Source organism: Niveispirillum sp. SYP-B3756, from assembly GCF_009495745.1.
In the GTDB taxonomy this organism is placed as follows: Bacteria; Pseudomonadota; Alphaproteobacteria; order Azospirillales; family Azospirillaceae; genus Niveispirillum.
This window is the reverse complement of record NZ_WIDQ01000001.1, coordinates 207,253-220,878: the sequence shown is the minus strand read 5'-3', so window position 1 is coordinate 220,878 and position 13,626 is coordinate 207,253. Positions and strand designations below refer to the sequence as shown.

Here is a 13,626-nt window from a genome sequence, read left to right as displayed (position 1 = left end):
CATCCCCTTGCCCCTGTTTCCCATCATGGGTTTAACCGACAGAGGGTATCCGCGTCTTTCTCTCACTGCCGCTCATGTCGGTTGGGCCTTTGATGTTGCTGCTGGTACCGGCGGCGACCAGTTCCAACTCATCATCGCTCAACTCATCGTTGGCGGCAGCGTCGATCAGGCTGTCCAGCCGGGCGCTGATGTCCGCCGCCGGTACGGTCAGGCCCAGGCGGATGGATTGCGCCTGGATGGCGGCCAGCAAGGCGGCCTTGTCCTCAGCACTGGCGCTCAATTGGGCGAACAGGCCGGCATCGGCGCGGATGGCGGCTTCCAGGCGGGCAAGGTCGGTCATGTCAGGGGTTCCGATTTGATGTTCTGACGGACAGGATGCAGCGGCGGCCCCGACCCCGCCAACCAGGGGTGGGTTTGCCTGCCCGGCAAATCACTATGCGCGGGCGTAGCGCGCCCGCCCGGCAGATCGACAAGCCGCCCGCATCCGCCTATCACCATCGCGGATGGGTGGGGGATTGTGGCGGACCATGGGGCGGGGCTGGCGGCATTGGTTCAGGTATTGCGTGCGGGTGCCGCCCATCCGGCAGCGCCAGGACAGCGAATGCGCCGTGGCCGCCCTGGCCATGATCCTGGCCCATTATGGCCAGCCGGTGCCGATGGAACGGCTGCGCCAGGAAACTGGCGTGTCGCGCGATGGCTGCACGCTGGCCACCATCGCTGCCACCGCGCGGCGTTTGGGCTTCACGGTGCAAAGCTATTCGCGTGATGGAGACGGGCTGGCGGCGCTGGGCTTCCCCCTGCTGGTGCAGCTGGATTTCAACCATGCCGTGGTGGTGGAGGGGGTGGAGGCTGACCGGGTGCGGGTCTGCGATCCAGCGCAGGGGCCGCTATCCCTGGACCGGGCAGAGTTTGACGATCGTTTCACCGGCATCGTGCAATGCATCCGCCCCGGCCCCGATCTGCCAGCGACCGCCCCGCCACCGCCCGGCTGGGCGCGCGGATTGTGGGGCTGGCTGGCGCCCGTGCGCGGCTGGCTGCTGCTGGCATTGCTGTTGACGCTGGCGGGGTGGGCGGCGCTGGGCTGGGCGGTGGCCGGGGCGGCCCCCGGCTGGCTGCTGCCCGGTCTGGGCTTGCTGTGGCTGCGCCTTGGCCTGCTGCGCCATGCCGGGGCAAGGGCGGCGGCGGCCACGCGGGCAACGCTGATCCGACGACTGGCGGAACAACCCGCCCGCTTCTTCACCTATCGCCTGCCGCCGCTGCTGGCCCAGCAGATGGAAGCGCCCGACCGGCTGGCCCAGCGGTTGGCAGGGGTGGCGGGGGTGGCGCTGCTGGATGGGCTGGGGGCACTGCTGCCGCTGGTCCTGCTTTGTCAGCAGGCCCCGGCTGCGGCGGCGCTGGCGGTGGTGGGGTTCCTGGCCACGCTGGGGCTGCTGGCTTGGGCGCAGCTCTCCCGTCTGGCACCGGGGCGGGTGCTGCGGCGGTTCGGCCGGGGCATGGTGATGCTGCCGGCGGATAGCCTGATCCATATCACGCCCTTGAAACTGGCCGGGCGGCTGCGTCAGCGGCTCGCCACCCTGGCCGCCGGCATGGCCCAGCGGATCAGCGCCCGCCAGCGCGTTTCCTGGCGCACCTTGCCGCCGCTGCTGGCCCCGCTGCTGATGCTGGGGGCGGTGCATTTGGCGGGCGGCACGGAGGCCGTGGCGCTGGGTCTGTTGCCGGCGCTGGCGCTGCTGCGGCTGGTGCAGGTGGCCGATGATCTGGGTGGCTGGGCCGATGAGCTGGCGGCTATTGCCGATCTGTCGGCCACCCCGGCGGTAGCAGGGGCAACGGCCCCGCCGACCCTTCAACCCGGCCTGACGGCGACGGGTCTCGCCTTCGGCCACCGACCAGGGGCCACCCCGCTGTTCCGTGGGATTGATCTGGTGATCCCGCCGGGGGCGCAGGGGGGGCTGACCGGTGGGCCGGGGGCCGGGTGCAGCAGCCTGGGCCGGCTGCTGGCCGGCCAGATGCAGCCCTGGCAAGGGCAGATTGCCGGGCCGGAACGCCGGCTGATCATCGATGCGGCCAGCCCCTTCCTGGCCGGCAGCCTGCGGGACAATCTGACCCTGTGGAACGCCACTATCCCCGAAGAAGCGGTTGAAAATGCCCTGCGGCTGGCGGAGGCCTGGACCCTGGTGCAGGCGCGCGGCGGGCTGGACCAGCTTGTTGAGCAGGGAGCCCCCGGTTTCAGCGGCGGGGAGCGGCGGCGGCTGATCCTGGCCCGTGCCCTGCTGCACCGGCCGGGCCTGCTGGTGCTGGATGGTTTGTTCGACAGTCTGGATCTGGCGCTGGAACGCCGCATCCGTGCCAATCTGGCGGGGGTGGGGCTGACCGTGCTGGTGATCAGCCACCGCGCCGCCACGCTGGCCGGCGGTGATACCGCCTGGGAACTGACAGCACAGGGGCTGCAACCCTGGCAGCCGCTGACGGATGAAGCCGGGCCGCCGGTTGCAAACCCGCCGGTTTCCGCCCTGCCGCCCTTGCAGCCCGCCCCCGCCGAACCCGCCCTGGCGGCGGCCCTGGCGCGGGTGGCCCGCCATTTGGGCCGAACCGCCCCGGTAGGGGCGGGGGAGCTGGACGATCTGGCCCGCGATGCCGGCCTGCTGCTGCGCCGGGTACGCTTGACCGGCCCATGGCAGAGGCTGGATGGCCCGCCCCTGTTGATGGCGATGCCGGATGGCGCGGCGCGGGCCCTGGTGGCGCACCCGTTGGGGGGCTATCGCCTGCTGGGTGCGGGGGGAAAGCGGCAAGCGCTGCCCACCGACCTGCCGGGGGAGGCGGTGGCCGTGCTGCCCTTGGTGGAGCTGCGCGGCGGTGCCGCTGCGCTCGCCTGGGCCGGCCTGCGCCTGGGCGGTGGGGAGGGGCTGGCCGGGTTTGCTGCCATGCTGGGGGCCGGCGGGCTGGTGCTGCTCGCGGGCGGGGTGCCGGTGGGGCCGGGGCTATGCCTGCTGGCGGCGGCGGGGTTGTTCTTCGCCTGGGGCTGGGGCCTGCGTGACCGGGCGCTGGCGCGCGGGCTGGCCGGGGTGCATCTGGCCCTGTGGTACCGGCTACTGCGCCTGCCCGCCGCCTTCCTGCACCGGCAATCGGCGGCGGTGCTGGAAGGGCGGCTGGACAGTCTGGATGATATCGTGACGCTGGGGCCGGCGGCGCTGTGGGCCGGCGGGCTGGGTCTGGCGCTGCTGGCGTTGGGGGGCTTCTCCGGGGCCTGGATGCTGGCCTTGCTGCCCCCGGTGGCAGCACTGGGCTGGCTGACGGCGCGGGGCTGGGTGGGGCTGCGCCAGCAGATGGCCGGCGATCAGCATTTTCTGGCCGCCTGTCTGGCGGATTTCCCCGCCCTGCGCCAGATGGGGGCCGGGGCTGGCTTGCTGGCCCGCTGGGGCACGCGGACAGAGCAAGCCCTGGCCCGGATGCTGGTTTTGGCCCAACGCCGCCCGCTGGTCTGGCTGGCGGGGCTGGGGCTGGCGGGGTTGGCCCCGCCCGGCATGGCCGTACCGCTGGCGGGCGCGCTGCTGGTGGTGGAGGCGGCGTGGCGGCTGGCCCTGCTGGGGCCGGCGGTGCAGGCGGCGGCCCCGCTGCTGACCCCGGTGCCAGAGGCCGGTCTGGCCGATGATCGCAGCCTGCCGCCGCCGCGGCGGGTGGAACTGGCCGACATGCATTTCCGCTATCCGGGTGCCGCCCGCCCAGCGCTGACGGGTGTCAGCCTGTCGCTGGCGGCGGGCCAGGTGGTGGGGCTGACGGGCCCGTCCGGCGGCGGCAAGACCACCCTGCTGCGCCTGCTGCTGGGCCTGGAAATGCCTGATCAAGGTGATTTGCGGGTGGATGGCGCGCCCTGCACCCCGCAGCGGCTGTTTGCATTGCGGCGGCATATGGATGTGGTGGAACAGGATATGCGCCTGCCGCTGGCCACCGTGCGCCACCATCTGACCGGCGATAATCCCCGCCCGCTGGAGGAGCTGGAAACCGTCCTGCGGCTGGTGGGGCTGTGGGAGATGGTGGCGGCCCTGCCGATGGGGCTGCAATCCCTGCTGTCGGAGGCGATGCTGGGCGCGGGGGAGGTGCAGCGCCTGCATATCGCCCGCTGCCTGTTGACCCGTCCCCGCCTGTTGATCCTGGATGAGGCGACAACGGCGCTGGATCAGGCGACGGAGGCGCGCGTGCTGGCCGCCTTGCGGGAAGCCGGCTGTGCCTGCCTGCTGGTCAGCCACCGGCCGGAAAGTCTGGCCCTGGCCGACCGGGTGTTGCGGCTGGAAGCTGGAAGGCTGGTGCCATGACCAATCCCCCCCAAAAACGCCCCCTGTTCCGCGCCCAGGCGCTGGACCGGCTGACCACGCCGGACCGGATGGATCAGCCGCTGCTGCTGGCCCGCCCGCGCCATGGAATGCTGCTGGCGGCGTTGGTGCTGCTGGTAATGGGAATAGGATGGGTTGGGTTTGGCTGATGTTCGTTTCAGTTTTTCAGGCGTTTAATGTCTGTCTGGAACGTTTTTATTCATTATCAAGATCTTACTGTATCCTCACCGTCACCCCGGCGAAGGCCGGGGTCCAGTTTCGAAGAGCAAAGCGCCTGTGGCCCCTGGACCCCGGCCTTCGCCGGGGTGACGGTGTGAGTGATGAATGACGGTGACATGAGTGAATGGAATGCATTGAAAAATAACAATGCATTCTCTCAACCCCCGCCCCCTATTCCTCCACCCCGCCATTCTGGTGCCGGCGGGGCGGTTCGCCGAAATGGTTGCGGTATGCGGTGATGAAGTTGTTCACGTGGGTATAGCCCACCTGCCAGGCGATGGTTTTCAGCGGCAACTGGTCATCGAACAGCAATTGCCGACCCTTTTCCAGCCGGGCATTGCGCAGGCATTCAAAGACGGTGGCGCCATAGAGCGCGCGGAACCCCTCGTTCAGCCGCTTCTCGTTCAGCCCGGCGGCACCAGCCAATTGGCGCAGAGAGGGAGGCTTGGCCAGATCGGCCAGCAACATGCCATGCGCCGCCATGATCTGCGCCTGTTCGCGGCGTGACAATCCATGATGGTCCATGGCCGGCTGCTGCAATTCCGCCATGGCCAGCGCCAGATATTCCAGCCCCTTGGCGTGCAGCATCACATCGCGCAGGGGGGCCGCCTCCGACGTGGTTTCCAGCATCCGGTCCACCACGCGCAGGCACTGGTTGCCGGCGGGGCGGCTGTCCAGGCCCTGGGCGGCATCGGCCCCCAGGGTGCGCATCAGCGGCGCATCAATATGCAGCATGGCCCCGCGCACCGCCTCGCCCGCGCAAACGGACAGCAGCGGGCCGTCACCCTGAGGGGGCAGGTGGTGCAGATGGCCGGCCGGCAGCGGCCCGTTGCCCCCGCCCTGCGTCAACAGCACCTGGCCTTGCACCAGCGCCAGCAGATGACACGCCCCACCCGTATCGCCGGCGGGCAGGCTGGGGGCGATTTCCGCCGCCGTCGCCGCCGTGAAATCCAGCAGGGTGACGGAAAGGCCCGGACGCAGGCCAAGATTTTCCAGTCGCCCATCCAGGCGACCGGTGGTCAGCAGCAAACCGCAAAGGGACGGCGCAGCGCCATCACCGATCAACCACGTCTGATCCACCCGGTCAGCCCCGTCCTTGTCCGATCCGAAGGGGTGCGATGGGTGGTCATATGGTTAACGCCAGCCCATTCCCCTTGGCGCCATTAACCGGCTGGCGGCCCCTGGCAGCAAGCCGCGAACGCGCAAGTTCAACCACCATTGAGGAAGGGGGCTTGTTAACCTTTCTGGGGGGTACTGCCCCTTCCATCGCACTGCCGCATCATGTTTGGTAGCCCTTAAGAAACCGCCCCGCGGGCGGCAGGATGTAGGACGCGCGTAATGTCGGTGCAGATATTCCGGAAGGCGGCGCTGGATCGGATCGCCTCGCCCGAACAGTTGGACCTTGCCTGCGGCATTGTCGATATCCGCGCGCGTGTTGCTCTGGGCGGGCTGCTGCTGGCGGCGGCGGCAGTGATCGGCTGGGGATTCGCCGGCACCATCCCCACCGAAGCCCCCGGCCAGGGGTTGTTGGTGACGCAAGGCGGCCGCGTGCTGCCGGCCATGGCCAGTGCCAGCGGCACGCTGGCCGGCGTGCGCGTGGCCGTGGGCGACATGGTGACGGAAGGCCAGCCGCTGGCCAGCCTGACCCAGCCGGAAACCGACCTGTCATTGAAGAATGCCCGTGCGCAACTGGCCGAAAAGCAGGCGGAACTGGATAAGCGCACCCAGGGTCTGGCGGGGGAGGCGGATGTCCGCCGCCGCAACCTGGACCAGCGCCGCACCGCGCTGAACCAGGCCGCCGACAGCGCGATGAGCCGCATCCGCTTCCTGGAACAGCAATTGGCGGGCCGGCGCGACCTGTTGAAACAGGGTTATGTCACCGCTGCCCAGGTGCAGGAGGTGCAGCAGGCGCTGGAGGAGGCGCAGCGCGCCTTGGCGGAAAACCGCGCCGAACAGATCAATCTGGATGCCCAGACCGTCCAGATGAAAATGGAGCAGGAGCGGGAGCGTGCCCAACTGGAAACCGGCATTGCCGATCTGAAGCGCCGCATCGGGGAGCTGGAATTGCAGTTGCAAACCACCTCTGTCGTGCGGGCCCCGGCCAGCGGGCGGGTGACAGAGGTGAAGGTGGGCCAGGGCACCCTGATTTCCGCCGGCACGCCCGTGGTGAATGTGGAAAGCACCGGCCAGTCGCTGCAAGCGGTGCTGTACATCCCCACCGCCGACGGCAAGCGCGTCGCACCGGGGATGGAGGTGCGCATCGCCCCTGCCATGGTGAAGAAGGAGGAATTCGGCACCCTGATTGGCCGGGTTTCCAGTATCTCCGCCTATCCCGCCACGGAAGGCGGCATGGCCGCCGTGGTGCAGAATGAAGGGCTGGTGCGGGAATTCGCCAAGAAGGGCGCGCCCTATGAGGCGCGGGTGGACCTGATCCCGGCCGACACCCCCTCCGGCTTCCGCTGGACCTCCGGCCAGGGGCCGGATATCGCGCTGACCAGCGGCACGCTGGTGGCCGCCGAAATCACCGTGCGCCGCCAGCGCCCGGTGGAACTGGTGCTGCCCTTCTTCCGCAAGCTGCTGGGCACCGAACCGTGAGCCAGTCGCCGGAGAAACAGCCAGCGCCGGACAAGGCAGCGGCCAAGCGCAAGCCCGGTGCCCGCCGCGCCAGGGTGCCCACCATCCTGCAGATGGAATCGGTGGAATGCGGGGCGGCCTGTCTGGCCATGGTGCTGGCCCATCACGGGCTGTGGGTGCCGCTGGAGGAATTGCGCCTGGCCTGCGGCGTCTCGCGCGACGGGTCCAAGGCCTCCAACCTGCTGCGCGCGGCCCGTACCTTTGGCTTCACCGCCAAGGGCTTCCGCAAGGAACCGGCGCAATTGCCGGACCTGCCGGTGCCCGCCATCATCCATTGGAACTTCAACCATTATGTGGTGCTGGAAGGCATCCGCGATGGCTGGGCCTATATCAACGATCCGGCATCAGGCCCGCGCCGGCTGCCGCTGGGGGAACTGGACGAGGCGTTCACCGGCGTGGTGCTGGCCTTCAGCCCCAATGAGAACTTCCGCCCCGGCGGGCAGCGCCCCCGTATCTGGGACCAGATCAAGGGGCATCTGACCCATTCCTGGGGGCCGCTGGCGGTGATTGCCGGCTTTTCCATGCTGCTGGTGCTGCCGGGCATTGTGCTGCCGGGCCTGTCCAAGACCTTCATTGATGCTGTGCTGGTGAACCAGCGGCAGGATTGGGTGGCCCCGCTTTGCCTGGGCGTGGCGCTGGCCGGCACCATGCAGGGGCTGCTGACCTATTTCCAGCAGCGGCAATTGACGATGCTGCGCACCAAATTGGCCCTGACCCTGGCCACGCGCTATCTGTTCAATCTGCTGGCCCGGCCCATGCATTTCTTCAACCAGCGCATGGCGGGCGATCTGGCCAACCGGGCGGCGGCGGTGGATCAGGTGGCCGAACTGCTGTCGGGCAGCCTGGCCACCAATATTTTCAACCTGACCGCCGTGCTGTTCTATGGGCTGGCCATGGCCGCCTATGACCCGTTGCTGGCCTTGATCGCCGTGGCGCTGGTGCTGGGCAATATCGCCGTGCTGAAACTGGCCGAACGCCGCCGCGTGGACCTGAGCCGCAACCGTGCGGCGGAGGAAGGCAAGCTGATGGGTGCCACCGCCATGCTGATCGGCGGCATTGAAAGCATCAAGGTTGGCGGGCTGGAAGGCGATGTTTTCGGGAAATGGAGCGGGTATCAGGCCCGCCTGCTGGCCACCGGTCAGGCGCTGGGCCGGCTGGATGTGTCGCTGGGGGTGATCCCCACATTGCTGACGGCCCTGTCCACCGCCGCCTTGCTGGGGGTTGGCGGCTGGCGGGTGATTGATGGCAGCCTGACCGTGGGCTCACTGGTGGCGATTCAGGCGCTGATGGTCAGCTTCACCACGCCGATCAACGGGCTGGTCACTCTGGCCGGACAGTTGCAGACCATTCGCGGCGATCTGGACCGTATTGCCGATGTGGTGGGGGCTGGCAGCACTGTGGCCGTGGCCGAAGCGCCACGGCCCCTTGCCGCTCTGCCGGAACGGCTGTCGGGCCGGCTGGAACTGCGGGACATTTCCTTCGGCTACAGCCCGTGTGACCCGCCGCTGGTGGAAGATCTGTCGCTGGTGGTGGAGCCGGGGCGGCGCGTGGCGCTGGTCGGTGCCTCGGGCAGTGGTAAATCCACCGTGGGCCGCATGGTCTGCCGCCTGCTGCGGCCCTGGGGCGGGGAGATTTTGATCGATGGCGTGGCGCTGGATGATATCCCGCCCGACCTGTTCGCCCAGACCGTGGCCTATGTCGATCAGGATGTTTTCCTGTTCGGCGGCACGGTGCGCGACAACCTGACCCTGTGGGATGCCACCGTGCCGGAAGCCGCCCTGACCCAGGCGCTGAAGGATGCGGAAATCCACGCCGAAATCAGCCTGCGCCCCGGCCATTATGACAGCGCCGTGCTGGAAGGTGGCCTGAACTTCTCCGGCGGGCAGCGCCAGCGGCTGGAAATCGCCCGCGCCCTGCTGCGCGATCCGGCCATTCTGGTGCTGGATGAGGCGACGGCGGCGCTGGACCCGGTGACGGAAAAAGCCATCGACGACAATATCCGCCGCCGGGGCTGCACCTGCCTGATCATTGCGCACCGGCTGTCCACCATCCGCGACTGTGACGAGATTATCGTGCTGGAGCGTGGGCGGGTGGTGCAGCGGGGCAACCATGCTTCCCTGGTGGCCGAAGGCGGCCCCTATGCCGCCCTGTTGAATGCGGAGGGTGCATGAGCATCCCATCTTCCCGCCCGCTGGACCCCGTTTCCCGCGTCACCCGCCTGCCGCAGCCACTGCGCGCCGATCAGCCTTTGTGTCTGGGGGAGATGGCGGAGCCGCTGCGCGTGGTGGCCGGCTTTGTCGATCTGTTCGCGGTGGCGATGCGGGACGGCCGGCATGTCGGCCGCCGCCGCGCCGTGGCCCGCCTGTCCGCCGGGGATTGTTTCTGGCCGGTGCCGCGCGCCCTGGATGAACGCGGGGATGGCTTGGGCCTGATCGCCGTGGGCGGGCTGGGGGCCCAGGTGGAGGCGCTGGGCGATGCGCCGGCGCTGGCCGATATCGACCATTGGCTGCGCGCCATCCTGCCGCCGGCCCCACCGCCGGCCAAGACCGCCAGCATCCTGGCCCCTGGCCGGCATGATCTGGCGGCGGGGGACGTTGTGGCCATCCAGCCCGGCCAGGGTTGCTTGTGGCTGGTGCGGGAGGAAGGGTTGCTGGCGCTGCCCGATGGGGCGGGGGTGCGTGATGTGCCGGTGCCGCTGGTGGCGGGGCGCTGGGTCTCCGCCGATGGCACGGCGCGCCTTGCGCTGCGCACCAGCCGGGAACTGGCCGATGCCGGGCTGCTGGTGCCAGCCTTGGCCGCCGCCCATGCCGCCCTGTTGCGCCAGATTGCCCAGGCGCTGGATGCGCGTGCCGCAGATGAAACGGCCCAGGCCCGCCAGCGGGGTGAACTGTCCCGCCAGGGCATGGAGGCCGCCTTCGGCACGCTGGTGGACCTGATCCAGCCCGGCAGCCGGCTGGCCGCCCCGGAACGGGTTCTGCCGGGTTGGGAGGCAGGCGCCCTGGTCCGCCGCATCGCCCAGTCGCTGGGGTTGGAACTGCCGCCCCCCGCCCATGCCGGCAAGGATGGCCATCCGCCCGATCTGGCCCAGGCGCTGGCCGCCGCCCGGCTGCGCCAGCGTGGCGTGCTGCTGCGGCTGGGTTGGTGGCGGCAGACGGGCCTGCCCATGGTGGCGCGGCTGGCCGAGGGGGATCGCCCGGTCGCCCTGCTGCCGCAAGGGAACGGCTATGTGCTGTGGGATGCGCTGGCCGGCACATCACAGCCGGTCGATGCCACCCTGGCGGAAAAGCTGAACCCGCAGGCCCAGGCGATCTATGCCGCCCTGCCATCGCGCCCGGTGGGGCTGGGCGACATGATCCGTCTGGGCCTGCATGGCACCGGGCGCGAACGGCTGGCCATTGCGCTGCTGGCGCTGGGCGTGGCGCTGATCGGCCTGCTGACGCCGGTGGCCAGTGGCCTGATCGTGGACAAGATCGTGCCCACGGCGGCGGGTGATCAGCTTTTCCTGCTGGTGCTGGCCCTGGTGGTGGCGGCCATCAGTTCGGCGGCCCTGGATTACAGCAAAACCCATGCGGTGCTGCGGCTGCAAAGCGGCATCGACTTGAAAATGCACGCCGCCGTGATCGACCGGCTGCTGCGGCTGCCGGCGGGGTTTTTCAAACGTTATACGGTGGGCGATCTGGCCGACCGCGCCATGGGCATCGCCACCATCCGGGAGATGCTGGCCGGTGCCGCCCTGTCCAGCCTGCTGGGTGGGGTGATGTCGCTGGTCAGCCTCGGGATGCTGTTCTTCTATTCGGTGAAGCTGGCTTTGGTGGCCTTGCTGCTGGTGGCCCTGTCCTTATCGGTGACGGTGGGGTTAAGCCTGCTGCAACTGCGCCATGAACGGCAGGAAGCGCGCACCCGTGGCATTGCCGAAGGGCTGGTGCTGCAATTCATCACCGGGGTGGCCAAGCTGAAGGTGGCGGCGGCGGTGGACCGCGCCATCATGTTCTGGATGCGCCGCTATGGCGCGCAACGCCGGTTCGATATTGCCGGCCAGCGGCTGGCCCGGATGCAGACCGTGTTCCAGGCCGCCTTCGGCCCGCTTTCCACCGTGGCACTGATGGCCGGCGTGGTGCTGATCGCCAAAGGCGTGATGGCCGAACAGGCGGTGCAGGCCCTGGCGGGGGTGGAAGGCAGCGGCAATGCCACCGCCATGCAGGCCGGTGGCTTCATCGCCTTCTTCACCGCCTTTGGCCAGTTCCAGGGGGCGATGACCCAATTGGTGGGTACGCTGACCCGGCTGCTGGGGGTGTTCCCCATCTGGGAACGGTCGCGCCCGCTGCTGGAAAGCCCGCTGGATGATGTGGCCGATGGGGAGGATGCCGGGCGGCTGGGCGGCGGGGTGGAGTTTTCCGGCGTCAGTTTCAGCTATGCGCCCGATCTGCCGCCGGTGCTGGATAATTTGTCCTTCAGCATCCGGCCGGGGGAGTTTGTTGCCATTGTCGGCCCGTCCGGCGGGGGCAAATCCACCATCCTGCGCCTGCTGCTGGGGCTGGACCGGCCCCAGGCGGGCGAACTGTTCTTCGATGGCCGCCCGATGAGCCGACTGACGCCCGACAGCGTACGCCGGCAGATCGGCACCGTGCTGCAGAATGGCCGGCTGATGGGGGGCTCCATCCTGGACAATATCGTCGGTGCCTCTGCCGCCCGGCTGGAAGATGCCTGGGCGGCGGCGCGGCAGGTGGATCTGGCCGATGATATCAAGGCCATGCCGATGGGGATGCATACGGTGCTGACGGAGGGCGGGGGCACCCTGTCCGGCGGGCAGCGCCAGCGCCTGATGATCGCGCGCGCCCTGGTGCGTCAGCCCCGCCTGCTGCTGCTGGACGAGGCAACCAGCGCGCTCGACAACCGCACCCAGGCCGCCGTGATGCGGTCCCTGGAAAAGCTGGATGTGACGCGGGTGATGATCGCGCATCGGCTTTCCACCATCGAACGGGTGGACCGTATCCTGGTGATCGAACGGGGCCGTCTGGTGGAACAGGGCCGTTTCGCCGAGCTGATCGCCCAGGATGGTGTGTTCGCGGCACTCGCCCGCCGACAGATGCTGTGACGAGACCCGTTCCCCCGAACCCCATGACATTGGTAAGGAAATCCCATGCGCAAGGTGCTCTATATCCTGGGTCAGCTGGACGATATGGATGTGGATTGGATGGCCCGCCATGGCCGCCGCCGCCTGGTGGCGCCGGGTGATCTGCTGGTGCGGCAGGGGGAGCCCTCGCCGCACCTGTTCATCGTGCTGGATGGCCGCATGGAGGTGACGGTGAAGGGTATCGGCGCCGTCGCCAGCCTGGGCGCGGGGGAGATCATCGGCGAACTCTCCTTCGTTGACAGCGCCCCGCCCTCGGCCTCCGTTGCCGCTGCCACGGCGGGGGCGGTGCTGATGCTGGAAAAGCAGTTGCTGGCGCGGGAATTGGCCCGCGACACCGGCTTTGCCATGCGCTTTTACCGCGCCATCGCCCTGTTCCTGGCCGACCGGTTGCGCAGCACCGTGCGCCGCATGGGCTATGGCGAAGGGGCGGCGCTGGATGAAAACGAAGTCCAGGGCGATGAACTGGATGAGGGGCTGCTGGACACCGTCTCGCTGGCGGGCGACCGGTTCGACCGGCTGCTGAGAACCCTGTCGCAGGCCGCCTGACCGTCAGGCGTCCGGATATGCGGCCAGCAGCCGCTCTGCGGTGGCCAGATCGTCCGGGGTGTTCAGGTTCAGGAACGGGTCCAGCGGCATGTCCGGCCAGTCCACGAAGCTTGGCTGATGCCGCCCCGCCCATTGGCCGACGCGACGCAGCCCTTCCACCAGCAGGGCTGCACGCAGATCATCGCGCAGCGCCACCGGCCACAGGCCGACCACCGGGTGGCTGTGTGCGCTGCCATCGGCCGCTGCCGTGCGCGCCAGTGCCACCCCATCGCCCGCCGCCAGCGCCAGCCGGCTGGCCAGATCGTGCGGCAGAAAGGGGCAATCGGCCGGAACGCTGAGAACATGGCGGGCGGCCGGCTGCATCCGTTCGGCCCATTCCAGCACCGCCAGCAGGCCTGCCAGCGGCCCCGGCTGATCTGGTGCCGTATCGGGCACCACCGTCACTCCCCACAGTTCCGCGATCCCGGCAAAGCGGGCCGGATCGCCGTTGGCATTCAGCACCAGGCGGCCCACCTGCGGGGCCAGCCGGCGGGCGACGTGGGCCAGCAGGGGACGCCCTGCCAGCCCGGTCAGTGGCTTGTCGCCCCCCATCCGCCGCCCCTGCCCACCGGCCAGGATGGCTCCGATGATGCCTGTGTCCGCCGCCATTTTCCCTCTCACCCGCGTCTGCGGGGCTTTGCTACATTCTTGTTAAGGCTGTGGACAAAACGCACTCTCTCTAATTTACCGACATGCGAAATGGTTAAGAATACGCTAAAGTCGTAC

9 protein-coding genes are annotated in these 13,626 nt (G+C 69.0%); 6 read left to right on the top strand and 3 right to left on the bottom strand.

The features are described 5' to 3' along the window. Positions 1-31: 31 nt before the first annotated feature. Entirely contained in the window at positions 32-340 is a 309-nt protein-coding gene (locus GE253_RS01005) for a hypothetical protein (protein ID WP_153202281.1), read from the bottom strand. A gap of 229 nt (positions 341-569) precedes the next feature. On the opposite strand from GE253_RS01005, the gene GE253_RS26440 reads away from it, so the two are divergent. Both GE253_RS26440 and GE253_RS00995 read left to right on the top strand, forming a co-directional pair. Beyond that, positions 570-4,310, top strand: coding sequence for an ATP-binding cassette domain-containing protein (locus GE253_RS26440; protein ID WP_173012430.1), 3,741 nt, complete (start codon positions 570-572; stop codon positions 4,308-4,310). Continuing rightward, entirely contained in the window at positions 4,307-4,477 is a 171-nt protein-coding gene (locus GE253_RS00995) for a hypothetical protein (RefSeq protein ID WP_153202279.1), read from the top strand. The genes GE253_RS26440 and GE253_RS00995 overlap by 4 nt, the downstream gene beginning before the upstream one ends. 241 nt (positions 4,478-4,718) lie before the next feature. On the opposite strand, the gene GE253_RS26640 is transcribed toward GE253_RS00995, so the two are convergent. Further along, the gene (locus GE253_RS26640; RefSeq protein WP_153202278.1) at positions 4,719-5,627 is read right to left on the bottom strand and encodes an AraC family transcriptional regulator; all 909 of its coding nucleotides are present in this window, start codon (positions 5,625-5,627) and stop codon (positions 4,719-4,721) included. Between the two features lie 258 nt (positions 5,628-5,885). On the opposite strand from GE253_RS26640, the gene GE253_RS00985 reads away from it, so the two are divergent. The 4 genes from GE253_RS00985 to GE253_RS00970 are packed head-to-tail and all read left to right on the top strand — an operon-like array spanning position 5,886 to position 12,861. Next, positions 5,886-7,142, top strand: a complete 1,257-nt coding sequence (locus tag GE253_RS00985) for an NHLP bacteriocin system secretion protein (protein WP_153202277.1) — start codon at positions 5,886-5,888, stop codon at positions 7,140-7,142. Beyond that, positions 7,139-9,352 (top strand): NHLP family bacteriocin export ABC transporter peptidase/permease/ATPase subunit, encoded by a 2,214-nt coding sequence (locus tag GE253_RS00980; RefSeq protein ID WP_348770754.1) that lies wholly within the window; start codon positions 7,139-7,141, stop codon positions 9,350-9,352. Before GE253_RS00985 ends, GE253_RS00980 begins: the two co-directional genes overlap by 4 nt. Further along, the gene (locus GE253_RS00975) at positions 9,349-12,276 is read left to right on the top strand and encodes an NHLP bacteriocin export ABC transporter permease/ATPase subunit (protein ID WP_153202276.1); all 2,928 of its coding nucleotides are present in this window, start codon (positions 9,349-9,351) and stop codon (positions 12,274-12,276) included. Before GE253_RS00980 ends, GE253_RS00975 begins: the two co-directional genes overlap by 4 nt. A 45-nt stretch (positions 12,277-12,321) precedes the next feature. Beyond that, positions 12,322-12,861, top strand: a complete 540-nt coding sequence (locus GE253_RS00970; RefSeq protein ID WP_153202275.1) for a cyclic nucleotide-binding domain-containing protein — start codon at positions 12,322-12,324, stop codon at positions 12,859-12,861. Positions 12,862-12,864: 3 nt separating this feature from the next. Here the strand turns inward: GE253_RS00970 and mobA are convergent, their stop codons facing one another. Continuing rightward, entirely contained in the window at positions 12,865-13,509 is a 645-nt protein-coding gene (gene mobA, locus GE253_RS00965) for a molybdenum cofactor guanylyltransferase MobA (RefSeq protein WP_153202274.1), read from the bottom strand. Positions 13,510-13,626: the final 117 nt, after the last annotated feature.

What these genes read in the sequence shown, in the direction of transcription:
- GE253_RS00985 (WP_153202277.1), top strand. Translation starts at nt 5,886, where the DNA reads ATGTCGGTGCAGATATTCCGGAAGGCGGCGCTGGATCGGATCGCCTCG.
- GE253_RS00970 (WP_153202275.1), top strand. Translation starts at nt 12,322, where the DNA reads ATGCGCAAGGTGCTCTATATCCTGGGTCAGCTGGACGATATGGATGTG.
- GE253_RS01005 (WP_153202281.1), bottom strand. Translation starts at nt 340, where the DNA reads ATGACCGACCTTGCCCGCCTGGAAGCCGCCATCCGCGCCGATGCCGGC.
- GE253_RS00995 (WP_153202279.1), top strand. Translation starts at nt 4,307, where the DNA reads ATGACCAATCCCCCCCAAAAACGCCCCCTGTTCCGCGCCCAGGCGCTG.
- GE253_RS00975 (WP_153202276.1), top strand. Translation starts at nt 9,349, where the DNA reads ATGAGCATCCCATCTTCCCGCCCGCTGGACCCCGTTTCCCGCGTCACC.
- mobA (WP_153202274.1), bottom strand. Translation starts at nt 13,509, where the DNA reads ATGGCGGCGGACACAGGCATCATCGGAGCCATCCTGGCCGGTGGGCAG.